Origin of the sequence: Caballeronia terrestris (assembly GCF_001544515.1) — a bacterium.
Taxonomy (GTDB): domain Bacteria; phylum Pseudomonadota; class Gammaproteobacteria; order Burkholderiales; family Burkholderiaceae; genus Caballeronia; species Caballeronia terrestris.
Window position 1 is genome coordinate 22,732 of the sequence record NZ_FCOL02000005.1, and the last position, 25,682, is coordinate 48,413.

Sequence of the window (25,682 nt, forward strand, 5' to 3'; positions counted from 1 at the left end):
TGGATGGGTTGGCGGTGGTCGCGCTCACAAGGCTTGTCCTTCGGTCGTCGTGGCTTCGAAGCGGCGCGCGTCGTGGGCGCTGGCGTAGTCGTTCACCTCGCCCGTCAGCCACGCGACGAACGTGTGCTCGCCGAGTTCGCCGCGCTTCACGCGATCCTGTGCGCGCGCCGGCGTCTCGAAAATAATCTTGCCGGGCGGGATTTCGCCGAGTGAGACGCTCTCGCCTCCGAGATTGAGCGCGATGGTGAGCGTTTCGCCGTCGCCGAGGCGCCAGCGCGCGGTGATCGCTTTGTCTGCGAGCACGGTCGCGCCGCGCGCCTTCGCATCCTTCAGGCGCGGCGTGATCAGCTTCGCGCGCACCGCGAGCGCCGAGCGGTAGAAATGCAGCCATTCGTTTTCTTCAGCGCTGCCCTTGGGTGACGACATCTCGAACGTGCTCGCAGCGTTCGGATCGGGGATCTGCGCGCGGCGCTTTTCGTCTGTGAATGCGGAAAACTTCGCGAACTCCCGGCGACGTCCTTCGCGCACGGCATCGGCGAGTTCGTCGTGATAGTCGGTGAAGAAGAGGAACGGCTGTTTCGAACCGTACTGCTCCTCCATGAAAAGCAGCGGAATCTGCGGCGAGAGCAGCAGCAAACCCGTCGCGGCGAAGAGCGCGTCGTCGGAGACTAGCGAACGCAGGCGCTCGCCCATCGCGCGGTTGCCGACCTGGTCGTGGTTCTGCAGGAACATCACGAAGGCGGTTGGCGGCAGGTGCGCGCTTGGTTCGCCGCGCGGCTTGCCATCGTGAATCGGCGATGGATCGCCCTGATACACGAAGCCCTCCGACAGCACGCGCGCGAGTTTTTCGATCGGCTTCTCGACATACGCGCTGTAGTAGCTCTCGGCCTCGCCCGTCAGCAGGACGTGCAGCGTATTGTGCGAATCGTCGCTCCACTGGGCGTTGAAATGCGTCTCCAGCAAGTTCGACGTGTTGTGCTCGTTTTCGAGCACGAGATGCACATGCCGCCCCGTTTCGACCGAACTGCGCACGCGGTGGGCGAGTTCGCGCAGCCATTCGTCGTCGTCGATCGCGTGGACGGCGTCGAGGCGCAAACCGTCGAAGCGATATTCGCGCAGCCAGTAGAGTGCGTTGTCGAAGAAAAAGTCGCGCACTTGCGGACGCTCGAAATCGATCGCGGGGCCCCACGGCGTGTTGACGCCTTCGCGGAAAAAAGTCTTCGCGTACGCGCTCAGGTAGTTGCCGTCCGGGCCGAAGTGGTTGTAGACGACGTCGAGAAACACCATCAGGCCGAGGCCGTGCGCGGTGTCGATCAGCTTCTTGAGTTCTTCAGGGCGCCCGTACGACGAGTCCGGCGCGTACGGCAGCACGCCGTCGTAGCCCCAGTTGCGCGTGCCGGAGAAGTCGTTGAGCGGCATCAGTTCGATGGCCGTCACGCCGAGTTCCGCCAGTTCCGGCAGCCGCGCGGTCACGCCCGCATAGCCGCCCATCGCGCCGACGTGCAGTTCGTAGAGCACCGTCTCTTCCCACGGCCGGCCGTGCCACTTCGTGTTCGTCCAGCGATACGCGCGCGGATCGACGACTTCGCTAGGGCCGTGCACGTCCTCCGGCTGAAAGCGCGACGCGGGATCGGGCACCGCGAGGTCCTTATCCAGCCGATACAGATAGCGCGTGCCGGCGCCGCCATCGGCTTCGGCTTCGAACCAGCCGTCGCCGGCCGGCTCCATGCCGATCAGCGTGGGCGCGGCGTTCGCGCCGCCGTGGATTTCGAGCTGTACCGTCTCGCGCGAGGGCGCCCAGAACCGGTAGCGCGTCCGGGGCGTATCTCGCGCCGCGCCCGTGAGATGCGCGCCGAACGGCAGGCAGTAGGCGTAGTGATGCTTGTGCGGATCGATCGGACATTCAGACATGGTTTCCTGCCGTTATCGGTTGCTGGGTGTTGCCGGGTGTTGCTCTGCCTTGCTGCGCTCAGTGATGAGAGTCTGTGTCCGGCGGCTGGCGCGGCACCATCGTGCCGGGATCGGGCGGCAGCGCCGTCAGAAGCCTCGGCCCCTGATGCGCGCCCGCCATCCAGACCGCCTGCCAGTCGGCGTCGCCGGTCGGCTGGGCGAGCAGCACGACGATGCTGTGCGCGGCTACTTCCATCTCGCCGCCGATGAGCGGCCGCTGCGGTGCATCAGGGTCCGCGCTATCGAGGAGCACGTTCCATTCCAAGTGAGGTGGCGGAGGCGCGAACGTAAGCGCGTGCGACGACGCGTTGAGCATCAGCAGGATCACGTCCGTGTCGCCCGACAGGCCCGGCCCAGCGCGGCGCAGCGTCAGCGCGCGGCCTTCCGGGTCCTGCCATGCCTCGATCGCAAGCGCCGTGCCGCGCTCGTCGAACCAGCTCACGTCGTAGAGGCCCGGCAGCACTTCGCGATCGCCGTAGAGGAAGCGCGGTTCGCGCAGCACCGGGTATTTTTTGCGCAGTGCAACGACGCGCGCGATGTACTCCGTCAGCGCTTTTCCTTCCGGCGTCTGCGCCTGTGCCCAGTCGATCCACGAGGTCTCGTTGTCCTGGCAGTACGCGTTGTTGTTGCCGCGTTGCGTGCGGCCGAATTCGTCGCCGCCGAGCAGCATCGGCGTGCCGAGCGACAGGAGCGTCGTCGCGATCAGCGAGCGCGCGACGCGGCCGCGCGTCTCGTTGATCTGCGGATCGACGGACGGGCCTTCCACACCCCAGTTTGCGCTGCAATTTTCGTTGTGTCCGTCGTTGTTGCCCTCCTGGTTCAGCTCGTTGTGCTTGTGCTCGTAGGCGGTCACATCGGCGAGCGGGAAGCCGTCGTGCGATGCCACGAAATTCAGCGACGCCCACGGTTTCCTGAAGCGCCGGTTGAACAGTTCCGCCGATCCGGTCAGGCGTGCCGCGAGGTCAGGGCGCATGCCGGCATCGCCGCGCCAGAAGCGGCGCACGCCGTCGCGGAACTTGTCGTTCCATTCGGCGAAACCCGGCGGATGATTGCCGACCTGATAGCCGTCCGGGCCGATGTCCCACGGTTCGGAAATCAGCTTGCGTGTCGAGAGGATGGGGTCCTGGCGGATCGCATCGAAGAAGCCGGAACCGGGGTCGAAACCGTGACCTTCGCGGCCGAGCGTGACGCCGAGATCGAAACGGAAGCCGTCGATGTTGAACGCGGTCGCCCAGTAGCGCAGCGAGTCCATGACCATCTGCAGCACGCGCGGATGCGACAGGTTCACCGTGTTGCCGCAGCCGGTTTCGTTGATGTAGCGGCGCTCGTCGCCGGGGATCAGGCGGTAGTAGCTCGCGTTGTCGAGGCCGCGCCAGGAGACGGTCGGGCCGAGTTCGTTGCCTTCGCAGGTGTGGTTGTAGACCACGTCGAGGATCACTTCGATGCCGGCCGCGTGCAGTTGCCGCACGGCGATGCGCATCTCGTTCAAGCGGTGTGTGGACAGATACGAAGGCTCCGGCGCGAAGAACGCCGCCGTGTTGTAGCCCCAGTAGTTGCGCAGGCCCTTTTCGACGAGAAAGCGGTCGTTGAGGAATGCGTGGACCGGCAGGAATTCGACGGCGGTGATGCCGAGTTTTTGCAGATGCTCGATGAACCACGGCGACGAGAGCGCCGCGAACGAACCGCGTTCGTGCTGACGGATGTCGTTGCGCAGCATTGACGTGCCGCGCACGTGCGTTTCGTAGATGATCGTTTCGCCCCAAGGGATGTTGGGGCGGACGTCGCGGGACCAGTCGAAGGCGTCGTCCGTGACGATGGCTTTGGGCATCGCGGGTGCGGAGTCGCGGCGGTCCATCGACATATCGAGGCGGTTCGAATGCACGCGATAGCCGAAGAGCGCGTCGGACCATCGCCAGGGGCCGACGAGTTTTTTCGCGTAGGGGTCGAGCAGGAGCTTGTGGGGGTTGAAGCGATGGCCTTGGTGCGGCTGGTAGGGACCGTGCGCGCGCAGGCCGTAGACGGTGCCGGGGTGCGCGCCCGGCAGATAGCCGTGCCAGATTTCGTCGGTGCATTCGGGCAGGTCGAAGCGCATCAGCTCCTTTCGGCCCGTGCTGTCGAAGAGACACACCTCGATGCGGTGCGCATTCGATGAAAACACCGCGAAGTTCACGCCTAAACCATCCCAGTTGGCTCCGAGCGGATAAGGGGCGCCCGGGAGCAACTTTTCGGGAAGTGCATTAGCCATTGGGTACTCGCGTTTGCTCGTTCAAAGGGGGAAACGGTTTGATGCGCTAAGGCTTCTATGGAACTTGTTTTCTTTTCGGTCTATTTGCTCTGCCCCTGTCCGGGGCGGGACTCACTTTCTTTGCTGCTGCAAAGAAAGTAAGCAAAGAAAGCAGCTTCCAACCGCCAGTGCTAACAAACCTTCACTCGCGTCAATACGGATTGGCGCTGGAGAGTAAGTGTCGCCCTCACGGCAGAGCCGGGCTTGGCTCGCGGACCCACTGTGGCAACGCGCACTTCCTCTGAGTGGTATGCGCTCCGTTTGGCTCCGTCCTCGCTTCGCTCCGACGGGGGGTTCACTAAAACCCATCGGCTGACTGGTGTTCTCCACTTACCTTGACTCCTGCCCGATGCACCCCACGTCTGAGCGCGTAGCGCGAGGATAGCGCCGTCCTCGCTTCGCGCAGATGTGGGGTTCACAAACTCAAGCTCCCTGCCTGCCTTGATTCCCTGCGCCGTGCACCCCACGTCTGAGCGCGTAGCGCGAGCACGGATGTATGACTGCTGCACCTGTCCGGCGTACCGCGAGTTGACACAGTGGGTCCGAGAGCCAAGGCCGGTTCCACCGTGAGGGCGACACTTACTCTCCAGCGCCAATCCGTTGTTACGCAAGTTGAGGGTTTGGTAGCACTGGCGGTTGAAAGCTGCTTTCTTTGCTTACTTTCTTTGCAGCAGCAAAGGAAGTGAGTCCCGCCCCGGACAGGGGCAGAGCAAATAGACCGACACCAATACAAATTTCATAGGAGCATTAGTGCATCAAACGGTGTTAACAACCAACCAACCGCCCCCCGCGCGCTATCGCCCCCACCCCCGCTGGTCCTTCAGCCGATCGATCTGCGCCTCATACGCAGCAATAAACGCCCGGCCGAAGTGCGTATGAAAATCCTCCGCGGCTTCTTGCGAGAGATCGCCGTAGAGTTCGGCGAAAAGCGTCCAGCACCGCGCGCGGCGGTTCAGTTGCGGTAACAGCGCATCGAGCAGCGAGCGCTCGGTGAGGCGCGCTTCGATCTTCGCCGGCTCGAAACGTTCGAAAACGCCGTCGAGCGCCGCCCGCATCCCGGCGATGAAACCGACCTGATGCGCGCGCAAGTCGTCGTAGGCTTCCTGGAGCGCCAGCGCGCCTGGCATGAAGCCGCGCGCGGGCGGCTGCAGCAGGTGCGCGAGCGCCGTCTCGACATTCGGCGAAAACTTGAGCGGATTGTTCTCGCTCGCCGCAATGATCGTCGCTTCGGAACGCATTTCACGCTTCGTGGCGGCGCGGGCGGCGAGCAGATCGAGCGTGCCGTGCGTCGCCTCGTGCAGCAGCGCGCCCACGCGTTCCATGAGTTCGGGCGTGAGGGCGTCGATGCGCACGCCCGGCGCGTCGAGGCCGCGCAGGAATGCTTCGGCGAGTGCCTGGGCATCGTCGGCGCGTGTTTCCCGGGTGCCCGGCGACGCTTCTTCCGGTGGCTGCGCACGGCGCGTGCGCGGCGGCGCGAACGCGCTGTGCAGCTCGGAGCCGCTGTCGGACACCGTGGGCGGCGGCGCATCGTGACGGCGCGGCGCGGTGAGGTTCGTGAAGGGATCGCCGTCGCCCGAGGTGTTCGGCGCGCTCAGCGGATCGTCGATCGGTGACAAGCCGCGCGCATCGGTGCCCGCGCCAAGATCGAACAACTCGTCGATCGACCGGTTCGATGCCGGGTCGTCGAAGCCGAAGTCGAAGTCGTCGGCGAGAAGCTTCGGTGACGTCGGTTCGATCGCGTCCAACGGCGCGGGCGCGGGGCGGAAGAGCTCGTCGAGTTCTTCCGCCTCTTTCGGTGCGCGCGCCGCTTGCGGTTCCCCGAAGAGATCGGCGAAGGGGTCGCTTTGGGTATCCGAAGAGGAAAATTCGGTGGCCGGAAACGCATCGAAAGCAGCACTCGCCGAAACACTCGCATGCAACTGATACCCGCCGATCTGCACTTCGTCGCCGTCGCCTACAGTGACTTCCTGACCCGGTTCCAGCGCCCGGCCGTTCACGAGCGCGGGATTGCTGCCTCGGTCGATCAGCCTGAATTCGCCCTCTCGCCAGACGATCTGCGCATGCACGCGCGACACCGTGCGCTCGGCGTCCTCGAGCACGAGCCGGTTCGAATCGGCGCGCCCGATCGTGCCGCCCGCCGTATCGAAGGTGGCGGTGAGCGGCGCGGCCGGTGCGTGGCCGTTGAAGCGGATGACGGTGAGCGTCAGCATCGCGTGGCGCGCTTTATCGCACGGTCAGTCGAATTCGTACACGAAGTCGCCCGCCGTCGCCGACAGTCGAATCCGCGCCAGGCTGACGCCCTCGGTGAGGCGCGTCAGGTATTCGGTCGAAATGCGCGGCAGCACGGTATTGGTCAACAGTGCGTCGATCACGCGGCCGCCGGATTCCGCCTCCGTACAGCGCGAGACGATGAGCCGGACGGCTTCGTCGTCGAATTCGAACGGGATGCCGTGATTCTCCGCGACCCGCCGCCGGATGCGCTCCAGTTGCAGCCGCACGATGTTCGCCATCATGGCGTCGGAGAGCGGGTAGTACGGCACCGTCACGACCCGCCCGAGCAGCGCCGCCGGGAACACGGCGAGAAGCGGCTCGCGCAGCGCGGCGGCGAGCACGTCGGGCGCGGGCGTGCGTTCGGGATCGCGGCACAGGCGCATGATCACTTCCGAACCGACATTCGACGTGAGCAGGATGATCGTGTTCTTGAAGTCGATATAGCGTCCTTCGCCGTCCTCCATCCAGCCCTTGTCGAAGACCTGAAAGAAGATCTCGTGGACGTCCGGATGCGCCTTCTCCACCTCGTCGAGCAGCACGACGCTGTAAGGGCGACGGCGCACCGCCTCGGTGAGAATGCCGCCTTCGCCATAGCCGACGTAGCCAGGCGGCGCGCCCTTGAGCGTCGAGACGGTATGCGCTTCCTGGAACTCGCTCATGTTGATCGTGATGACGTTCTGCTCGCCGCCGTAGAGCGCTTCGGCGAGCGCGAGCGCCGTTTCCGTCTTGCCGACGCCGGAGGTCCCGCACAGCATGAACACGCCGACCGGCTTGTCGGGATTGTCGAGGCGCGCGCGCGAAGTCTGGATGCGCCGCGCGATCATGTCGAGCGCGTGGCGCTGGCCGATGACGCGGCGGTCGAGCGTCTCGGCGAGGCCGAGGATCGTGGCCATCTCGTTCCTGACCATGCGGCCGACCGGGATGCCCGTCCAGTCGGCGACGACCGCCGCGACGACGGCGGCATCGACGCTCGGCAGGATCAGCGGCGCGTCGCCCTGCAGGCCCGCGAGGCGCTCCTTCAGCGCGGCGAGGCGTTCGAGCAGCGTGGCGCGGCTCGTGGCGGCAGCGTCTGCTTCATCCGTGGGCGGCGCCGCTTCGTCGACGCTCGCGCCGCCTGCGCGCAGCGCGGCGCGCACCTTCAGCAATTCGTCGACGACACCTTTCTCCTCGTTCCAGCGCGCTTCCAGCGTTTCGAGCGAGGCTCTCTCACGCGCGAGCGCCTCCGCGACGCCGCTCTCTCGCGCGCCCACGTCGATCCCCATGCTCGCTTCGCGCCCGACGATGCCCGCCTCGACCTCGAGCGCCTCGATCCGGCGGCGGCAGTCGTCGACTTGAGGCGGCGTTGCGTGCTGGCTCACGGCGACGCGCGCGCAGGCCGTGTCGAGCAGGCTCACCGCCTTGTCCGGCAACTGGCGCGCGGGAATATAGCGGTGCGACAGCCGCACGGCCGCCTCGATCGCCTCGTCGAGCAGCAGCACGCGATGATGCGACTCCAGCACCGACGCCACGCCGCGCAGCATCTGCACGGCTTTCGCCTCACCCGGCTCGTGAACCTGCACGACCTGGAAACGCCGCGTGAGCGCCGGGTCCTTCTCGATGTACTTCTTGTATTCCGCCCAGGTCGTCGCGCCGATGGTGCGCAGATCGCCGCGCGCGAGCGCCGGTTTCAGCAGATTCGCGGCGTCGCCGGTGCCGGCCGCGCCGCCCGCGCCGATCAGCGTATGAATCTCATCGATGAAAAGGATCACCGGCGACGGGCTCGCCTGCACCTCGTCGACTACCTGCCGCAGCCGCTGCTCGAATTCGCCTTTCATGCTCGCGCCCGCCTGCAGCAGGCCGAGGTCGAGCGCGTAGAGCGTCACGTCGCGCAGTGACGGCGGCACGTCGCCGCGCACGAGCCGCGCGGCAAACCCTTCGACCACGGCCGTCTTGCCGACGCCCGCCTCGCCGGTCAGGAGCGGATTGTTTTGCCGCCTGCGCATCAGGATATCGACGATCTGGCGGATCTCCTCGTCGCGTCCTGTGACGGGATCGAGCTTGCCTTCGCGGGCGCGCGCGGTCAGGTCGGTCGCGTATTTCCCGAGCGCCTCCTGCCGGCCCATGCTCGCGGGCGCCGGGCCGGAACCGTCGGCGCGTTCGGCGGCGGGCTGCGGCTCGTTCGCTTCGTCTTCCGCCGAGCCCGCCAGAATCTGCGCGAAGTGATCCGAGAAGTCTTCCAGCTTGATCCGCTCGAACTGGCGCGAAACGCCGAGCACGACATTGCGAAGGCGCGGCGTCTTCAGGATGCCGATCATCAGATGGCCCGTGCGCACCTTGTTCGCGCCGAACAGCAGCGTGCCGTAGACCCAGCCGCGCTCGATTGCATCGGTGATGTGCTCGGAGATGTCGGAGATTGCGCTTGCGCCGCGCGGCAGGCGATCGAGCGATGCCGTGAGATCGCGCGCGAGGACGGCGGCATCGATGCCGTAGTGCCTGACGAGCCGCTGCAGGTCGGAGTCGGCGGTCTCGGCGATCTGCATCAGCCAGTGGGCGAGTTCCACGTACGGATTGCCGCGCATCCGGCACAGCACGGTGGCGCTTTCCACGGACTTGTAGCCGACCTGGCCGAGCTTGCCGAACAAGGCGACGCGACTGATTTCCGCCATCGTGGTGACTCCTTCGACCCCTTCGACTGCGTTAGCGCGAGGCGGCGCCGCGCGTCATCATTCTGATAAGACGGCCCGGCGCAGGGCTTTTTTGAAAGGCGCGTCAGCGTGGTGTGCGCGTGTCGGCGTCGAGCGCGAGATCTGCGGCGTCGGCGGTGCGTCCGTGCCGCGCGAGCCACGCCGAGTAGCCGAGCCGGCCATAGCGGCCGAGCGTCGCCTGCGGCACCTCGCTCGCGCGCAGCACGAGTTTCGCGTCCCAGGCGAGCTCGCGGTTCAGATGCAGACGCACCAGCGCGACGAGCGGCGCGCATGCCGCGCCGCCCGGCAAAAACGATTCGTAGGCGGCGAGCGTTAGCGGTCCGATCCAGAGCCGGAACTTGTGCTGGCGATCCCATACGTGCGCGCCGAGCACGGCGCCAGCTCCCAGACGCGTCGGTCGTCCCAGCACCGTGCGCTCGTCACGTTCGAGCGTCATCCAGTGGCCGCAGAACGGCTCGATCCTGACGGGCACGCGCAGCACGGAACGCAAGACGGCTTCGAGGACATCGAGCGGCCGCGTCTGCATGTTGAGCACGCCGGCGAAGTAGAGCTTCGCGCGATCGGACGCCGCGTCGCGCTCGCAGCAGGCATCGCCCGCGAGGCCGATCAGCGAGCCGGTGTAGAAAGCGAAGCGGTCGCTTTCGGGGCGATCGAGGTTCGTGACCGGACGCGACTGCGACCACGTCCGGTAAAAGAGCAGCAGGAAGCGGTGCATCAGGAGATCGGCGAGACGCGAAAAGGCCGCGTCGCCGTGATGCAGGATGCGCTCGCGGGCAAAGTCCGTCAGATGGAGCGGCATCGGCCCGTTCGGCCCGAACAGTCCGAAGAAGCGTTGTGAAAGGCGCGGCGCGGTGCCGTCGCTTCGCGTGAGCGCGGCGAGCGGCGCGGGAGCGAACGCGAGCGAGACGTCCTGCGCAAGCCGCACCGGTTCGTCGGCGGGACGCGCGCCGGTGCCGAGGCGCGGCAAGTGTGGCGTCAGCGCCTCGATCTGGCGCATCAGTTGCAGGAAGTCGTATCGATGAGGCTCGGCGGCTACGCGCTCGAACAGCGCGTCGAGGGCGAGCGCTTCGATGGCGGCCGGAATGCCCTCCGGTGGGGTCAGAAGATCGGCCGGGTTCCGCATCGCGGGGGAAGGCTCAGAATTTCGCCGCGTGCGGGCGTGCGAAGGGTCGTCTGCACGAAGGCGTTGATCGAGACATAGCGCGCGAAGAAACGATCCAGCACGCAGCCGAGCAGATACGCGCTGCCGCCCTGGAATGCCATATCGTCGGCGGCGACGTCGATGCGCAGGCCCCGCCCGAACGCGATCGGCCCGGGCATCGGCAGGCGCCGTACTACCGGCCGCGCAGCCACCGACAAAACGCCCGCCACCTGATTGCGGCCGGCGCTGTCATTTGCCGCGACGTGCAGCATCAGGAGCGCGCGCAACGCGGCGGCGCCGGCTTTCGGATCTTCGCCAGCGAGCGAGAGGTAGTGCAGCGACAACTGGTCGATCAACCGCCAGCCCTGGCCCGCATCGGGCGAGGGCGCCGCCGGTGGCGAAGGCCGGGTCATCGCGCGCACCGACGAAACCGGCGCGGCGATGTCGAGCGTGAAGTCGTTGCCCGTGCTGCTTCCATTGCCATTGCCACTCACGGCGAGCGGCAGCAGGAGAGGCAGGTCGCGGTTGGTGCAGAGCGTCTCGAAGGCGAGCTGCCGCAGCTCGCGGCGATACGGCGCCTCGTTCGGGTCGACGATGGAAACGAACACTTCACTGCCCACGTATTCGGTCCGGTCGCCACTGCGCTTTCTTTCGGCGGGCACGACGCGCGGTTCGCGCCGGACGGTGAAATAGGCCGCGTCGACCGGCCGGTCGGCGAGGAAATCTGAATAGAACGGGTGGAACGGCTGCTCGCGTTCGTCGCCGGTGCCGTAGCCGCTGACGGCGGTGACCGTGTGCACCTCGAAATCGAGCGGACGGGTGCGCTCGGGCACCACGTGGAATTCGGCGACGCCATCGGATACGAACGCACGGTCCGCGTGCTTCGAGAACAGATTGATCGCCGGCACGCAGTCCAGTTGCACGTGCTCGCGCGACACGATCCGTTCGAGCGCGACGTCGCCGTTGCCGAGCAGGATCGTCAGTTCGATGTCGCGCGACGCGAACGAGCGCAACGCGTCCGTGAGGCCATCGAGCCGCGCAAAGCGAAAACGTTGCGCGAACGCGAAATATTCGTGCAGCAGCCGATAGCCCTGAAAAGCGTTCGGGGTGACGGGCAGCAGCGCTTCGTCATCGTCGAAGCCCACGCACTGGATCGCATCGCCTGGTAGAACGTGGACGAGCTTGGCGGGCCGCTCGGGCGTCGTGATCGCGATGGCGAGTGCGCTGCCCGTCGCGAGTTCGAATAGCTTCCAGGCGGTGTCCTCGCCGCCCGAGAAATAGAAGCGCAGGCTGTCGAGGTTCAACGCGTCGAAAGTCACGCCTTCGGTCGCTGAAAGGCGCAAGCGCAGCGCGCCCTTCACGCGCTTGTGGATCGCGCGTGTGCCGGCGAGCGTCGCAAGCGGCAAATCCGATACTTGCGCCTGATACTTCACCTCGGTGATTTCGATGGGCCAGAGCGTGAGGTCGGCGCTGGTCCGGAATTCGCACGCGGCCGTATCGCAGACCGAATGCACAGCCAATAGCGACGTGTGGCGCGGCACCGTGAAGCCGTCCATCAGGTTCGGATTGCCGGGATCGGGCGCGAGGCGGGCGATCAGCATCGACGGCGTCGGACACACCGCCTGCGGCAGCACGACCTGCATCAAATTCTGCGTAAAACGCGGAAACTCCTCTTCGATTTTCAACTGCACGCGCGCCGCGAGAAACGCCGTGCCTTCCAGCAGACGCTCGACGTACGGATCGGAAACGTCCAGACCGTTGATGCCGAGGCGCGCCGCGATCTTTGGAAACTGCTGTGCGAACTCCGCGCCCATCTCGCGCAGATGCGCGAGTTCGGTGTTGTAGTGTCGAAGGAGGCGCGGGTCCATGGGATCAGCGAGGCAGCTCGGTCACGGTGATGCCGCCTTCTTCCAGATCGATCTCGGTGCGCAGCGCGAATTCGAGCGGCACTGGCTGCGCCCATAGCAGACCGCGTATCACGAGCGAAATCTGGTTGTGCATGTCGAGCACCGAGCGGTCGAGCACCGGTTCGATTTCGATCGATGCCGGCGCGATGCGCGGCTCGAAGCGCTGGATCGCCTGGCGGATCGCCTGTTCGAGGACGACGGCATCGACCGTCGATGCAAAGCGGCCCGACAGGCACGGCAAGCCGAAATTGAGCACCGACGCCGCGGCGTCCGGATAGCGGCCGGCGGGAATCTCGTCGCCGAGGCTCGTCGTGTTGAACAGCCACGTGAGGTCGCGCAGCACGGCGTGGCGCAACGCGCGGCGCGTAAGAAAGCGCGCATCGGGCGCCTCGACGCGGCTTTGCGGATCGTCGTCGATCAGGCGATCGAGCAGCGACGGCTGCAGGCGTTCACTCGCGAGCGGTTCGGCCATGAGCGCTCCGGGAAGGCACCGCGCGCGGCGCGCTCATGTCACGCGCCGCGTGAGGACGTCGAGCGCGAACGTCACTTCCGCGCCGCGCGCGCCGGTCTGCTTCTGCGGCGCGCAGGTCATCGTCAGCTTCTGCGCCGACAGCTCGAACAGCTCGCACACGCGCGCGAGGCGCTCGCTCGTATAGATGTGGTAGTTGCGCACGTACGCGTCTTCCAGCTTCATCGACAGGAACTCGATCTGCACGTCGCTGTCCGGTCCGCCCGCCTTGAAGCACTTGATGTGCGCGAGCGCGAGCAGTTCTGCCTGCGCGCACAGCTTGGCGATGGCGGGAGAGGCCGCATCGACCAGCTTGATCACGCCGATGTCGGTTACGCGCATGTCGTTCGCGTTGAGCGCCTGGCCTGCACGCAGCGCGTCGTAGCCCTGCGCCCAGCGCCAGCCGTGGATTTGCATCGGCGTCTCCCAATCGCCGCGCGCCGGCGCCTCGCCCTTCACCGGCGTGTTGCTGCGCTTCGGCACGACGTGCAGGAACATGTCGTCGGATGCGGTGAGCGCGAGCGCGTCGAACTGGCGAAGGTAGTCGAGCGTCAGGCGGCTCGGGTTCTGGGAAGGCGACGGATCGGCGCTTGGCATCGTCATTCTCGGCTGGATCTGCTCGCGGACGGTGTGCATCGAAGATAAGACGGCGCGCGGCGCGGGATTTTGAAGACCGGACCCTTCAAAAACGCACGCGATGCTTCGTTTAACTAGCGGGTATGGAACGGCTCATCATGGGAGCAAGACATGGCTACGATCGACAGCTACCTGAAGATCGACGGAATCGACGGCGAATCGAAGCACAAGGACGCGGTCGGGCAGATCGAGATCCAGCAGTTCGCCTGGAATATCGACAACGCGGCGAGTGCCACCGTTGGCGGCGGCAGCGGCGTCGGCAAGGCCGTGCCGGGGCTCTTCACGTTCATGCATGTCTATGACAAGGCGTCGCCGACGCTCGCAAAAAGCTGCGCGTCCGGCAAGCATCTCGCGAATGCCAAGCTGACCGTCAGCAAGGCGGGCGAAGGGCAGAAGGAATTTCTCACGGTCACCATGAAGGAAGTGATGGTGGTGAGCGTCGGGCTCTCCGGCTCGGGCGGCGGCGAGGTGTCGGAAAGCGTGAGCCTGAGCTACGCCGACATCGAGTTCGAATACAAGCCGCAGGACGACAAGGGCGCGCTCGGCGGCGGGGTCAAGTTCGGTCTCGACTGCAAGAGCACGGAAGTGCGTTAAGGCGGCCGCGCGCGCCGGACGCAAGGATTATGGCGCCGCCGCTCGCGAGCATCGATACGCCGCTCGGCGACGACCTGCTGTTCCTCGGCATGCGCGCGAGCGCCGAGCTCGGGCGGATGTTCAGCTGCGAACTGACGCTCGTCTCGAAGCGCGCGGACATCGACTTCAAGCGCATTCTCGGCAAGCGCGTCACGGTGTCGCTGCAGGTGCCGAAAGCCAAGGCGCGCATTTTTGCGGGCTACGTGGTCGGCTTTCGGCAGACCGGCATGCGCGGGCGGCTGCACGTGTACGAAGCCGAGGTGCGGCCCTGGCTGTGGCTGCTTACGCGCCGCAGCAATTGCCGGATTTTTCAGAACAAGAGCGTCGAGGACATCGTGAAGGCGATTTTCGCGGACCCGGTTTACAAGAGTGTCGAGTTCGGCGAGATCAAGTGGAAGGCGAACTCGCGCAAGCATCCGGCGCGCGAGTATTGCGTGCAGTATCGCGAATCGGATTTCAATTTCGTGAGCCGGCTGCTGGAGGACGAAGGGATCTACTACTGGTATCAGGATCGCGATGGTAAAGAGTCGCTGATTCTCACCGATACGCTCGCCACGCACGAGAGCGTGCCGGGCTTCGAGTCGCTGCCGTACGGCGCCGTGATGAGCGCCGCGCCCGGCGCCGAGTATGTCAGCGAATGGCGGACGCATCACGAGATCGAGACGCACAACTGGCTCCTGACCGATTACGACTTCAAGCATCCGTCGCGGCCGTTGCAGAAGAAGGCGGTGAAAAGCATGCCTGGCTTCGACGGGTTCAGCGACCTCGAGCACTTCGATTTTCCGGGCGGCTATACCGATCCGGACTACGGCGAGAGCCGCGCGAAGGCGCGTGCCGACGAGTTGTGCGCCGATCCGTCGCTGGCGGGCGATACGGCGGTCAACTGGCATCAGGTCGATGCGCGGACCAACAGCGCGAGCGTGCGGATCGGCAGTTTGCTGAAGCTCGAGCGTCATCCGCGCGACGACCAGAACACGCAGTATCTCGTGACGCGCACGCGCTACGAAGTCGATCTCGCGGATTATGAGGCGCTGGAGGACAGTCAGCCGAGCCGCTGCGAATGCTGGTTTTCCGCGATCGATGCGAAGCAGCCGTTCGCGCCCGCGCGCAGCACGAAGAAGCCCTTCGTGCAGGGACCACAGACGGCGGCCGTGGTCGGACCGGGCGGTGACGAGATCTATACCGACAACTACGGCCGCGTGAAGGTGCAGTTCGTGTGGGACCGGCAAGGCAAGCGCGACGAGAACAGTTCGTGCTGGATGCGCGTATCGCAGCCGTGGGCAGGCAAGGGCTGGGGCGCGGTGGCGATTCCGCGCATCGGACAGGAGGTGATCGTCGATTTTCTGGAGGGCGACCCCGACCGGCCGATCATCACCGGGCGCGTCTACAACGCGGAGCAGATGCCGCCTTATGACCTGCCGGGGAACATGACGCAGTCGGGAATCAAGAGCCGCTCGAGCAAGGGCGGGAGCGGCGCGAATTGCAATGAGTTGCGCTTCGAGGACAAGAAGGGCGCGGAGCAGGTGCTGCTGCACGCGGAGAAGAATCAGGATATCGAAGTCGAGAACGACGAGTCCCATTCTGTCGGGCATGACCGGACCAAGACCATTGGTAACGATGAGATCACCCATGTGAAGCATGACCGGACGGAGACGGTGGGGAATAACGAGAAGATCGATGTCGTGTTGAACCGGACGGAGACGGTGGGCGTCAACGAGAGCATTACGATCGGGTCGAACCGCACGAAGACGGTGAAGGGGAGTGAGACGGCGACCGTTCTGCTGCAGCGAACGCATACGGTGGGGATCAACGAAACGATCACCGTGGGCGCCGCGCAGGAAGTGACGGTGGGCGCGTTCCAGGCGGTCACGGTCGGGGCGTATCAGGTGGTGACGGTTGGGGCGTATCACATCGAGACGATAGGGGCTGATCAGACGGTGAGCGTCGGCGCGAAGCAGGCGGTCAGTGTCGGTGCGAGTCAGTCCACGACGGTTGGATCGGATCAGTCGCTGGATGTGGGCGGCGGTCAGACGGTGACGGTGGCGAACGATGCCGCCGAGACGATCAATGGGGCGCAGTCGAGCACCGTGACTAAAGGGCGGACGGTTTCGGTCGGCGAGGACGATGCGCTCAAGGTGGGCAAGAATCTCGTGATCGATGCGGGAGAGTCGGTGGTCATCAAGACCGGCGATGCAAGCATCAGCATGAAGAAGGATGGGACGATCGTGATTCAGGGGAAGGATATCAGCATCAAAGGCAGCGGCGTCATCAATTGCAAGGCATCAAGCGACGTGACCATCAAGGGCAGCAAAGTCGGCATCAATTGACGGGGAGGGGAGGAAGCCATGCAGGGTCCAAGCGACGCGTGCACGGAAGCGGCCGAGGAGCCTGCCGGGCGAAACTCGGCGATGCCAGGCGCCGTGAGCGCCACGGAAGCGACCGGCGCGACCGGCGAACTGCCGGCGAACAGCATCAGATGGACCACGCCCGTCGTCGCGCTCTTCGTGGGCTTCGGGCCCGACGGCTGGCCGCTCGTCGGCATCACGCGGACGAACGGCGTCGAAGTGGTGCGGGCGCGTTCCACGGTCCCGCTCGCCGCACGGCCGGGAGGGTCGCATGTCGTCGTCTGCGAGGATCCCGCCGGCGCACATCCGGTGATAGTCGGCGTGGTCGATTGCACGGGGCTCCTGCCGGGTAGCGAATGGCCTGCGGGGCGGCCTTCCGCGCCACTCGTCGGGCGTTGCGCGATAGCGGCCAGCGACGAGGTCGTGCTGTCCTGCGGGAAGGCTAGCATCACGCTCACCAAGGCGGGCCGGATCGTGATTCAGGGAGCCTATGTGCTCAGCCGCTCGACAGGCGCGATCAAGATCAAAGGCGCGCTTGTCGACATCAACTGACCTAAACCATGTGGCAGATCAAGAATCGCACTCCCTTCGCCGCTGCGCAAAGCTGGATACGCGACATGCAGGGAGCCGAGACGTGGCTGGTGGTCGTGAAAGCGACTTTCGACATTCGCGACGACGGCTCCACGCACATCGCGCCGCAGCAGCCCGGGGCCATGCGCACGCCGTCCTATCGCGGCGCGCCCGGCAGGTCGAGCATTGTCTGCGACAACGACTTCGTGCTCACGAAGCGCAACACGGACGTCGTGGTGAACGGGACCGCCTGGGCCGCTGGCGGCCGTCCCACGCAACGGCTGGATGTCGCGATGCGCATCGGCAGCGCGCGCAAGGTGCTGCGCGTCACGGGCGATCGAGTATGGCTCGGGGACGGCGTGACGGTCTCCGACCCGAAGCCGTTCATGACCATGCCACTCGTCTATGAGCGCGCCTTTGGCGGCATCGACAGCGCGTCACCCCATCCCGAGCGGGACTGGTACTGGCCCAACCCGACAGGCACCGGCTTCGCCGTATCGCGCAATCATCTCCGGCAGAAACCGCTTCCTAACATCGAGTACCCCGGCGAACTCATCACGCAATGGGATGCGCGGCCCAGACCGGCGGGCTTTGGCGTGATCGCTCCGAACTGGAGCGGCCGGGCGCGATTCGCGGGCACTTATGACGACAAGTGGATCGTGCAACGGCAACCGCTGCTGCCCGACGACTTCGACGAACGCTATTACCAAAGCGTGCCCGAGGACCAGCAGTCGGCGGGCTTCCTTCGCGGCGGCGAGCCTGTGACGCTCGTCAACCTGTCGCGCGTCGGAAGGCTGAATTTCATGCTGCCCACCATGGATCTTGTTTTCGAGACGCGCTTCAAGGACGGTACATACCAGGAGCACGAGCGAATCGACCTGCACACCGTGCTTCTGGAACCCGACTATCCGCGCGTGTCGTTGATCTGGCAGAGCGCGATGGAATGCCACGCGAAGGTCTACAAGTTGGACCGGACCGTCATAGATCTTCGTTTGACGCGCCCGACTCGCCGGCAGGAGGAACTGGATGACCTCCTCAGTGTCGGCTGAGCACGGCGCGTTCGTTGTCTGCGGACTGGGCGCCACGACGCCGCTCGGCCGCACCGCATGGTCGAGCGGGGCGGCGGTCAGAGCGGGAATCAGCGGATTCACGCAACATCCGTTCATGGTCGATGCCGACGGCGAGCCCATGCACGTCGCCGCGTGCGCGTGGTTGCCTCCCGACGCGTCTGTCGTCGCGCGCATGAGCGATTGTCTGGTTGGCGCGATACGAGGCGCGCTCAGGGATTCGTCCGCGAACGGCGGCCCGCAGCCTGCCTGGAAGATCGCTCTTTTCGTCGGCTTTCCGGCAGAGCGGCCCGGCGTGCCGGCCGATATCGGTGAGCGCTTGCGCGATGCGCTGGAAGACGATTTCCCGCAGGCGTTCATCCGGACATCGTTCGCACGTGGCGGACATGCGGCTGGCTTCGCCTTGCTGAGGCAAGCACAAAAGCTGCTCGCCGCGGGCAGCGCGGACGCCTGCCTGATCGCCGCGACCGACTCCTATCTCGAACCCGACACGCTCGAATGGCTCGAAATGACCGAGCAGCTTCATGGCGCCGCGCCGCGCAATAACGCCTGGGGGTTCATCCCGGGAGAAGGCGCAGGCGCCGTGCTGGTCGCGACCCGCGAGGCCGCCCGGCGCCACGGCATTACGCCGCTTGCGGAAGTGGTCGCTACGGCGCTTGCACGGGAGGACAAGCTGATACGCACCAGCGAGGTGTGTGTTGGACGAGGGCTGACGAACGCGTTTCAAACGGCGCTCGCCGATTTGCCAGCGGGGGCGCGCATCACCGATGTCGTCTGCGACATGAACGGTGATCCGTATCGCGCCGATGAGTTCGCTTTCGCGGTGCTGCGAACGCGTGAGCGCTTTCTGACGCCCAGCGAATTCGTGGCGCCCGCGGACTGCTGGGGCGATGTCGGGGCCGCATCGGCGCCATTGTTGCTCGTCCTCACGGTGATCGCGCTCTACAAGGCGTACTCGAACGGAGCGGCTGCGCTTGTCTGGTGCAGCTCCGACACGGGCGAACGCGGCGCCGCGCTGATCGCCCGCGTTTCGAGCAGGTAAGGCATGGCAACGGTCAAGGTCAATGGTGAACTGAACGGGCTCGTTCACAAGGGCGCGACGTGGATGTCGATCGCCACCTTGCCGGACATGTGCAAGACGCCGACGCCCGGTGGCCCCGTGCCGCTGCCGTATCCGAACATGTCCCAGTCGAGCACGCTTTCGGACGGGACCACAACGGTCAAGGCGGACGGCGGCAACATGGCGGCGATCAAGGGCTCGAAGTTCTCCATGAGCACGGGAGACGAGCCTGGCACGGTCGGCGGTGTCAAGTCGAACACGTTCAAGCAGGCGTCGACATGGTTTCTCTATTCGTTCGACGTCAAGCTGGAAGGCAAGAATGCATGCAGATTCTCTGACAAAAAATTTCAGAACAACGAGAACACGGCGGATGCTGCGGGAGTGATTCCGATTGTCGTACAGATCATGCTGAAGGATGTGGAAATGAAGTGCGGGGAGTTGGGTCAGTATGGCGAGCAGAAAAAGAACAAGTCACAAAAAGGAAAGCGCGCGCGAGATCATATCCCGTCGAAGGCCGCATTGAAGGAAAGGGCGAAGCTGCTTGCCGGCAAGGGCAAAAAGAAGGTCAGAATAGGAAAGTGCGTTAAAAAGGCGATCGACGATCTGGCTTTGACAATCGTCATTCCGACGCGCGCGCATCAAAGGGCGAGCCGTACGTACGGGCAGTCGCGGGCAAGTGCATCCACTGACGCGAACGACCTTCAGGGTGCGGCGAAAAAAGATACCGACCGCATGATGTCGCACAAAGACGGTATAAAGAAATACGACCAGAACTGCCAGGACGCCTATGCGAAGGCTGCGGAAGCCATCAACAAGATTACGAATAAAGAATACGATGAGTGGATACAGAAGATTCGCAAGGCGTGTAAGTCTTGATAGGAATACCTTTCACACAGGCGAGGAGGACTCGTGAACGCAGAAGACTTTATCTCTTATCTCGGGAAGCGCGACGACGATCCCAGCGTGAAACAACTGCTGGCTCAACTTGGAGTCAATAAGCCGCCCAAGCTGAAACGCGACGAAGTCGACGTGGACATCGAACTGCGCCGGCAAGGGCTCATTCTCGTGTTCGAATCGTCCGAAGACGAGAAGAGCAGCAGGCTGTACTTGAACGACGTTCAGTTTTACTCCGGAGCAGCGGGGCAAGGCATGGACGCCTATACCGGACAACTTCCCAAGGGCCTGACATTCGACGATTCGCGCGACCAGGTGCTTGCCAGGCTCGGGCCGCCTGACCTGCCTGACGAAGACATGTCGACTGATGTGTGGGAGTTCGATGGCTTCTGCATCACCGTCGAATACCGGGCACAGAACACGGCTATCGGTCTCGTTCATGTCGGCGCCCCGCTCGAGGATGCCTGACCGGCGCGACCCAAATCGTGACCACCGCTGACGACCTCCTTGCCCTTGTCGGCTTGCCCGTCGACGACCCGCGCGTACAGGAGAGCCTCGCGCGGTTCGCGAACGGCGTGCAGCCGGAACTCGATCCAGATGACGAGGAGAGCTACGTCGACTGGGTGCCGGTGCGCGAAACGGGCCTCGAGTTCGGCTTCGAGGATGAAGCCTATGTCCGCGCGCTTCGCGAGGAATTGCGCCGGCCAGGTCCGCTGATCCTGACGCAGTTATATTTCTACGGTGATACGCCGGTCACACGACCCTTCCCGTACCCGCTGCCTTACGGACTCAGCCTGACCGACGACCGGGAGCGCGTGCGCGAAAAACTGTCCCGATTGCAGGCAAGGCTGCGCAGCTATGTCCGCGATGTCTGGCAACTGCCGCTCTTCGATCTGACCGTCGCGTACAGTGACGATCATCGCAGCGTGCAATCTCTCTTCTTTCACGTTCCGTACGACCCGTGGCCGCCGCTGCCGGATCTTCCGGCGCCCGGGTTGACGGTATCGTCGTTCGTCAACGCCTTCGGCCTGCGCTGGTCAAGCCGGCGCCTGAGGGAGACATTCGCGTCGCTCCACTACGACCGTCATCTCGACGACGTGCGCAGGGAGCGCGTCGCGGATTTGCGTCTGACGTATGGCATCGAGTTGTATTTCACTGAGGCGGGCCGCTTTGGGGCAACCGAGCCTGCGTTCGCGCATTCACTGGCGTTCGCTTCGGTGACATTCTTCGCCGCCCGTGAACTCGACGCTCGCGAGTGGACCGGAGCACTGCCTTTCGGCCTTCGTTTCGAGGACACGCAGTCGATCATGATGGAGAAGATCGCTGCAATTCCGGCCGAGCGTTACGACGAGGACTTCAGCGGTTACGCCGTATGGCACTTCGACGATTTCAGCCTGAGCGTCAACTACAGCAATCTCGATAACAGGCTGCTCAGAGTGAGCGTAATGACGCCCGGCTACTGGTGAGGAGGGGTCGCATGAAGCGCCAGCGCCGCTGTCAGACGCTCGACCGAAGTTCCCGATGACCGACGACATTGGACTCGTGTTGTCGCATGTCGTCGGGCAGCACCTCGAGGAAACCGCTCACCTGCTGGTACAGCGCTGGCAGATGCTTTGCACCGGCGGCGTCACGCTACGGGCGATCGTGCGCCTCGACGAGCGCATGGCGGCGCATGTCGACGGCCTGAGGGTCGCCGGCCGCGCCGGCTGGGATCTCGCGATGACCGCCGCGAAAGACCCTGTTTTTTCCAGTGCCGACACTTTCGCCGCCGCGGTTCTTGCGCTGGAATCCGCCGACAGCGCCTCGTTCCTGGCGCTCTTGAGCGGCGCCCGACACCGCGCCGATGAGCGCGGATGCCTCGCGGCGCTCGGCTGGGTTTCGGGCGTGCATCTGCGGGGTATCGTCGCGCCGATGCTCTGCTCGACGGACCCGCGCGCGCGGCGTGCCGCGCTTCTCGCGTGCATCGCACATCAGGTGAGCCCTCCCAATGCGCTCGTCGATCTGTGCGAGGACTCCAACAGCGAGGTTCGTGCCGTGGCATTGCGCGCCGTCGGCACACTGAAGGCACGTTCTATGCTGGCCAACTGTCATGTGCATCTGTTGGATGTTGATCCGTCGTGCGCCGGCTGGGCGGCATGGGCAGCGGTTGTTCTTGGCGACAGGGACCGCGCGCTGCGAGCGCTGGCCCGTCTTGGTATGAATGCGCTGCCCGCGACGGAACCGGCGCGCAGGCTTGCGCTCATGGTATCGGAACCGACCGACTGCAGGACGATGCTTCGTGCGCTCGCGGAGCAAACACGCGACCTGCGACGGGTGCTTGCCGCGAGCGGGTTGGCCGGACTGGTGGACTACGTGCCTTGGCTCATCAGGCACATGGAAGCTCCGGAAACCGCCCGCGTGGCGGGCGGAGCGTTTTCGTTGATTACGGGCGCCGATCTTGCCGCCCAGGGTCTGGATCGGCCAGCTCCCGAGGACTATGAGTACCGGCCGGCCGGGTTGCTGGAGAACGATGCAGTGCCCGCGGACCCGGACGCGGGAAAGGCGTGGCCGGACGTGGACAGGATCGACTCCTGGTGGGCTGCGAACAAGCATCGATTCGTCGGGACGAAGCGTTTGTTTTGGGGAGAGCCTCCCAACATCGCGTGTTGTGAGCGGGCGCTGGTCGATGGCTGCCAGGAAGCGCGCTCCGTGGCTGCGCTTTATCTGTCGTTGCTGGTCGCAGACCGGCCGTTGTTTCAGACGAGCGCGCCCGGCTGGCGCCAGCTCCGCATGCTCCAAGGCCGGGCGACCGATGTGGGGTGACTGTCGTGGCGCCGGCATTCGAGATGGGCAAGGCGTTCGACCGAATAGGAAACGTCATCGACGCGTTTCAACCGTCTGCCAAGCGCCGCGTCTGAGGCCGTGCCCGTCGAGTGCCGCGGAAGGCATCGCGCCTTCCGGGCGATTCGAGCGGCGTTATGCGAGTTCGAATGACTTGACACCGCCCGCGGGACGCCATCTCAGGCCCGGCAACGAATATTCGTCCGACGACAAACCCCTGAAGCCAGTACCGGCCTCAGCATCCCTCCCGAAGCTCCATGTAAGCAGCCCGCGCATCCGCCGCCCCCTGTGTTTCACCTAAGTCTCATCGTGCAGACTGCCGGCGACGGCGCCCAAACATTTCATCGCGCTTACGGCGATGCGTGTGCTTAACCAGCGCAAACGTGCCACGACCGCTTCGCACCTTCCACAGCATCGTCGGTCGGCGGCTCCGATCCATCATTCGAATGACCACACGCCCTGACACAACGACGCGCCCTGCAAGCGAGTCCGCCCAATGGAGAGTGCATCCGCTCGCTCAATCGCATGTGGGCGGCGCCCGCATTCCTGCGGCCCACGAGCTTTTCATCTGGCGACTCCCCGGCGCCTGGCGGCAGATCTCCGCGACCAACATAGGTCAATGGCTCTCCAGTGCGGAGCGCACGCGCATCAAGGCGCGTCCCTACGCGACGCACAGCAAGCGATTCGGTCTTGCCAGGGCTGCATTGCGGCTTGTGGTGTCTCAGATGCTCGTCTGCGAACCCGGAGGGATTGTTTTCGACGAGCTTCCTGACGACCGGCTCGTCGTCACTCATCCGCCTCATGGAAGGCCGCTCGCCGTGGATTACAGGCAGGCTGGCATCTGGACCGTGATCGCAGCCAGCGGGACGCCGGTGGGTGTCGGGCTGGTCAACCCGCTGCAAATGGATACGTCGCCCGCGCTCACGCTCTCACCGCCGCCGCACGACGATCCGATCGAGTGCGCGCATCAGATAAGCCTCGAACGAGCAAAGCGATGCGGACTCGCAATGCCGACCGTTGCCAAAGACGTATGGCATAGCCTCGAACTCCCGATGCCCGGTTCGATTCGAGCCGTGATTACCACGCAGCAGCCGATCACCCGCGTCGAAGCGTTCGGATGGCAGGGTTAAGACTGCGCCGTCGAGAAGCGCCGCGATAAGATGCGGCAGGCGCTCAAGGCGCGCTGCACCCGCAGGCGCGAAACATGCTGCTCCACACCGCCCAAGTCGACGTTGCGCCCTCCAACATCACCAACAAGGCACCGGAACGAGCATGCTGACCATCGTCATCACTGCGCTTGCCACGCTTGTCATCGTATTGATCGCCGCGAATCTGATCAGCGGCGAGAAGCAGATCGAGCACAACATCGAGCGCCTCTACGCAAGCGACGACCCGCAATTCCCCCGCTCGATGAGCCTCCTCCTCGGTCCACCCGTCGTTTCCGGCAACCGCTTCGAGGTGCTCCTGAACGGCGACGAAATCTTCCCGTCGATGCTTGCAGGCATCCGCTCCGCGCAAAAAACCATCACGTTCGAAACGTTCATCTACTGGTCAGGCGAGATCGGCGAGCAGTTCGCCGCCGCGCTTGCAGACAAGGCGCGCTCGGGCGTCGCGGTGCACGTGCTGCTCGACTGGGTCGGATCGTCAAAGATGGACAAGCGCTATCTGCAGATGCTGCGCGAATCCGGCGCCGACGTGATCCAGTATCACAAGCCGCGCATCACCGGCCTCGGCCGGATGAACGATCGCACTCACCGCAAGCTGCTCGTGATCGACGGACATACCGGATTCACGGGCGGCGTCGGCATCGCGGAGGAGTGGACCGGTCACGCCCAGGACGAGAAACACTGGCGCGATACGCATTTTCGGGTGGAAGGGCCCGTCGCCGGGCACATGCAGGCCGTCTTCATGGACAACTGGATCAAGGCGACCGGCGACGTGCTGCACGGACCCGATTACTTTCCGGAGATCGCGCCGGTGGGCGAGGGCGTCGCGCACATGTTCAGCAGTTCGCCCTCGGGCGGCAGCGACGACATGCAGCTCATGTACCTGATGGCGATCACGGCGGCGACGCACACGATTCATCTGGCGAGCGCGTATTTCGTGCCGGACAAGCTCACGATCAACGCGATTGTCGAGGCGACGCGCCGCGGCGTGAAGGTGCAGATCGTGACGCCGGGCAAGCACATCGACACGCATACCGTGCGCGAAGCGTCGCGCGCGGGCTGGGGCGACTTGCTGAAGGCGGGCGTGGAGATCTACGAATACCAGCCGACGATGTTTCACTGCAAGCTGCTGATCGTCGATGAATTGCTGGTCTCGGTAGGATCGACCAATTTCGACAACCGCTCGTTCAAGCTCAACGACGAAGCGAACCTCAACATCTACGATCGCGATTTCGCCAAGGCGCAGATCGCCATCTTCGCCGACGACATCAAACAATCGAAACGCGTCACGCTGGAAGACTGGAATCGCCGGCCGCTGATCGAGAAACTCATCGAGCGGACTGTTGCGCTGCTCGATTCGCAGCTTTGAATTCGCGACGCTGGCGGTAAACCCTTCCTACGTTCGCGGGGGGCCTTCATGCGGGTTTGCGAGACCGGGCTGGCTGAGCACACTACGGAAACGTCAGGACGCGGGAAGCGATGGCAAAAGCGCCTTCAGCTTCTCGCGTTCCAGCCGTAATCCAGTCAACATCGGAGACGGGCAGAGCACTTTGCCAGCTTCCGACGCTCACGCCCGGAGGATCGCCATGTACATCGGACTGCTCGTCTCGCAACCTCGGCCAGCGCAGGAATATAGCCCTCACCATGCCGACATGCCTGCCCCGGATACGAAGCGCGCGCGCCGCATCGCGAAGTTGTGGGAGATGATCCGGGTCGTGTGCTACCGGCTCGTGTAGCGGGTGGTGC

The 25,682-nt window shown here is 64.7% G+C and carries 20 protein-coding genes; 12 read left to right on the top strand and 8 right to left on the bottom strand.

The window, feature by feature from the left end; genetic code table 11:
* Nucleotides 1–24: 24 nt before the first annotated feature.
* The 8 genes from treZ to AWB67_RS06090 form a co-directional block, all read right to left on the bottom strand.
* A complete protein-coding gene (gene treZ, locus AWB67_RS06055; RefSeq protein WP_087655342.1) occupies nt 25–1,911 on the bottom strand; it encodes a malto-oligosyltrehalose trehalohydrolase in 1,887 nt (628 codons plus the stop codon).
* Between the two features lie 58 nt (nt 1,912–1,969).
* Entirely contained in the window at nt 1,970–4,195 is a 2,226-nt protein-coding gene (gene glgX, locus AWB67_RS06060; RefSeq protein ID WP_087655343.1) for a glycogen debranching protein GlgX, read from the bottom strand.
* Between the two features lie 833 nt (nt 4,196–5,028).
* Complete coding sequence (tagH, locus tag AWB67_RS06065) at nt 5,029–6,444, bottom strand: type VI secretion system-associated FHA domain protein TagH (RefSeq protein ID WP_087655344.1); 1,416 nt, start codon at nt 6,442–6,444, stop codon at nt 5,029–5,031.
* A 24-nt stretch (nt 6,445–6,468) separates the two neighbouring features.
* Nucleotides 6,469–9,150: a type VI secretion system ATPase TssH gene (gene tssH, locus AWB67_RS06070; RefSeq protein WP_087655345.1), complete on the bottom strand. Its 2,682-nt coding sequence runs from the start codon at nt 9,148–9,150 to the stop codon at nt 6,469–6,471.
* 103 nt (nt 9,151–9,253) lie between these two features.
* Complete coding sequence (gene tssG / locus AWB67_RS06075; RefSeq protein ID WP_087655346.1) at nt 9,254–10,312, bottom strand: type VI secretion system baseplate subunit TssG; 1,059 nt, start codon at nt 10,310–10,312, stop codon at nt 9,254–9,256.
* Nucleotides 10,288–12,198 carry a type VI secretion system baseplate subunit TssF gene (gene tssF / locus AWB67_RS06080; protein ID WP_087655347.1) on the bottom strand — a complete coding sequence of 637 codons (1,911 nt, stop codon included), beginning with the start codon at nt 12,196–12,198 and terminating at the stop codon, nt 10,288–10,290. The genes tssG and tssF overlap by 25 nt, the downstream gene beginning before the upstream one ends.
* A gap of 4 nt (nt 12,199–12,202) precedes the next feature.
* Complete coding sequence (gene tssE / locus AWB67_RS06085; RefSeq protein ID WP_087655348.1) at nt 12,203–12,709, bottom strand: type VI secretion system baseplate subunit TssE; 507 nt, start codon at nt 12,707–12,709, stop codon at nt 12,203–12,205.
* A 33-nt stretch (nt 12,710–12,742) separates the two neighbouring features.
* On the bottom strand, nt 12,743–13,348 hold the full coding sequence (locus AWB67_RS06090) for a type VI secretion system tube protein Hcp (RefSeq protein ID WP_235025054.1): 606 nt from the start codon (nt 13,346–13,348) through the stop codon (nt 12,743–12,745).
* 144 nt (nt 13,349–13,492) lie between these two features.
* Here AWB67_RS06090 and AWB67_RS06095 point away from each other — a divergent pair, with 144 nt between their 5' ends.
* From AWB67_RS06095 to AWB67_RS40760, 12 genes are all read left to right on the top strand, one after another.
* Nucleotides 13,493–13,975, top strand: a complete 483-nt coding sequence (locus tag AWB67_RS06095; protein ID WP_087655349.1) for an Hcp family type VI secretion system effector — start codon at nt 13,493–13,495, stop codon at nt 13,973–13,975.
* Nucleotides 13,976–14,004: 29 nt separating this feature from the next.
* On the top strand, nt 14,005–16,341 hold the full coding sequence (locus AWB67_RS06100; protein WP_087655350.1) for a type VI secretion system Vgr family protein: 2,337 nt from the start codon (nt 14,005–14,007) through the stop codon (nt 16,339–16,341).
* 18 nt (nt 16,342–16,359) lie between these two features.
* The gene (locus tag AWB67_RS06105; RefSeq protein WP_087655351.1) at nt 16,360–16,911 is read left to right on the top strand and encodes a DUF6484 domain-containing protein; all 552 of its coding nucleotides are present in this window, start codon (nt 16,360–16,362) and stop codon (nt 16,909–16,911) included.
* An 8-nt stretch (nt 16,912–16,919) separates the two neighbouring features.
* A complete protein-coding gene (locus tag AWB67_RS06110; protein ID WP_087655352.1) occupies nt 16,920–17,978 on the top strand; it encodes a DUF2169 family type VI secretion system accessory protein in 1,059 nt (352 codons plus the stop codon).
* The gene (locus AWB67_RS06115) at nt 17,956–19,038 is read left to right on the top strand and encodes a beta-ketoacyl synthase N-terminal-like domain-containing protein (protein WP_125477556.1); all 1,083 of its coding nucleotides are present in this window, start codon (nt 17,956–17,958) and stop codon (nt 19,036–19,038) included. Before AWB67_RS06110 ends, AWB67_RS06115 begins: the two co-directional genes overlap by 23 nt.
* 3 nt (nt 19,039–19,041) lie before the next feature.
* On the top strand, nt 19,042–19,932 hold the full coding sequence (locus AWB67_RS06120) for a DUF4150 domain-containing protein (protein WP_087655354.1): 891 nt from the start codon (nt 19,042–19,044) through the stop codon (nt 19,930–19,932).
* A 33-nt stretch (nt 19,933–19,965) separates the two neighbouring features.
* Nucleotides 19,966–20,418, top strand: coding sequence for a DUF6392 family protein (locus AWB67_RS06125; RefSeq protein WP_087655355.1), 453 nt, complete (start codon nt 19,966–19,968; stop codon nt 20,416–20,418).
* A gap of 17 nt (nt 20,419–20,435) precedes the next feature.
* Nucleotides 20,436–21,416 (top strand): hypothetical protein, encoded by a 981-nt coding sequence (locus AWB67_RS06130; protein WP_087655356.1) that lies wholly within the window; start codon nt 20,436–20,438, stop codon nt 21,414–21,416.
* Nucleotides 21,417–21,471: 55 nt separating this feature from the next.
* Nucleotides 21,472–22,752 (top strand): TIGR02270 family protein, encoded by a 1,281-nt coding sequence (locus AWB67_RS06135; RefSeq protein WP_087655357.1) that lies wholly within the window; start codon nt 21,472–21,474, stop codon nt 22,750–22,752.
* 521 nt (nt 22,753–23,273) lie between these two features.
* A complete protein-coding gene (locus AWB67_RS06140) occupies nt 23,274–23,900 on the top strand; it encodes a 4'-phosphopantetheinyl transferase family protein (protein WP_087655358.1) in 627 nt (208 codons plus the stop codon).
* Between the two features lie 142 nt (nt 23,901–24,042).
* Complete coding sequence (gene cls / locus AWB67_RS06145; protein WP_087655359.1) at nt 24,043–25,305, top strand: cardiolipin synthase; 1,263 nt, start codon at nt 24,043–24,045, stop codon at nt 25,303–25,305.
* Nucleotides 25,306–25,522: 217 nt separating this feature from the next.
* Nucleotides 25,523–25,672 carry a hypothetical protein gene (locus tag AWB67_RS40760; RefSeq protein ID WP_159964798.1) on the top strand — a complete coding sequence of 50 codons (150 nt, stop codon included), beginning with the start codon at nt 25,523–25,525 and terminating at the stop codon, nt 25,670–25,672.
* The last annotated feature ends 10 nt before the right edge of the window (nt 25,673–25,682 follow it).